The organism is Gemmiger formicilis (assembly GCF_024462815.1).
Classification (GTDB): Bacteria; Bacillota; Clostridia; order Oscillospirales; family Ruminococcaceae; genus Gemmiger.
The window spans coordinates 1-316 of sequence record NZ_JANGCG010000064.1; the positions used below are offsets into that span (position 1 = coordinate 1).

1 protein-coding gene is annotated in these 316 nt (G+C 48.4%); it reads right to left on the bottom strand.

Annotated features, from left to right (window positions below; all coding sequences use genetic code 11):
• Nucleotides 1-193: hypothetical protein (locus NE623_RS14515; protein WP_256273515.1), on the bottom strand; the 193-nt coding region annotated here is incomplete at its 3' end.
• Between the last annotated feature and the right edge of the window lie 123 nt (nt 194-316).

The window sequence follows — 316 nt, forward strand, 5'->3', positions numbered from 1 at the left end:
GCGCCTGATACTGCGGCAAAAAATTATTCCCCGTTGACACGGTGTCATCGGGGAATTTTTCTGTCTGCGCGGCAAGCTGCCGATACATTCGCGTTTGCGTACAGGAGTCGGCGGCATAGCGGGCAATGCCAGCGGTACTTGCAAGAAAAACAGCGACGAGGGTTAAAAGCAGGATGCGGTAGAATTTCAACATAGAGTGTCCTTTCTCGGAATCGGTTTGCAAAGGAAAAACGGACGATGTATAATACAGATATGTTCAATGACTGCGGGGTGTTATGATGAATTTGTATCTCAGTGCGGCGGAATACGATTACCA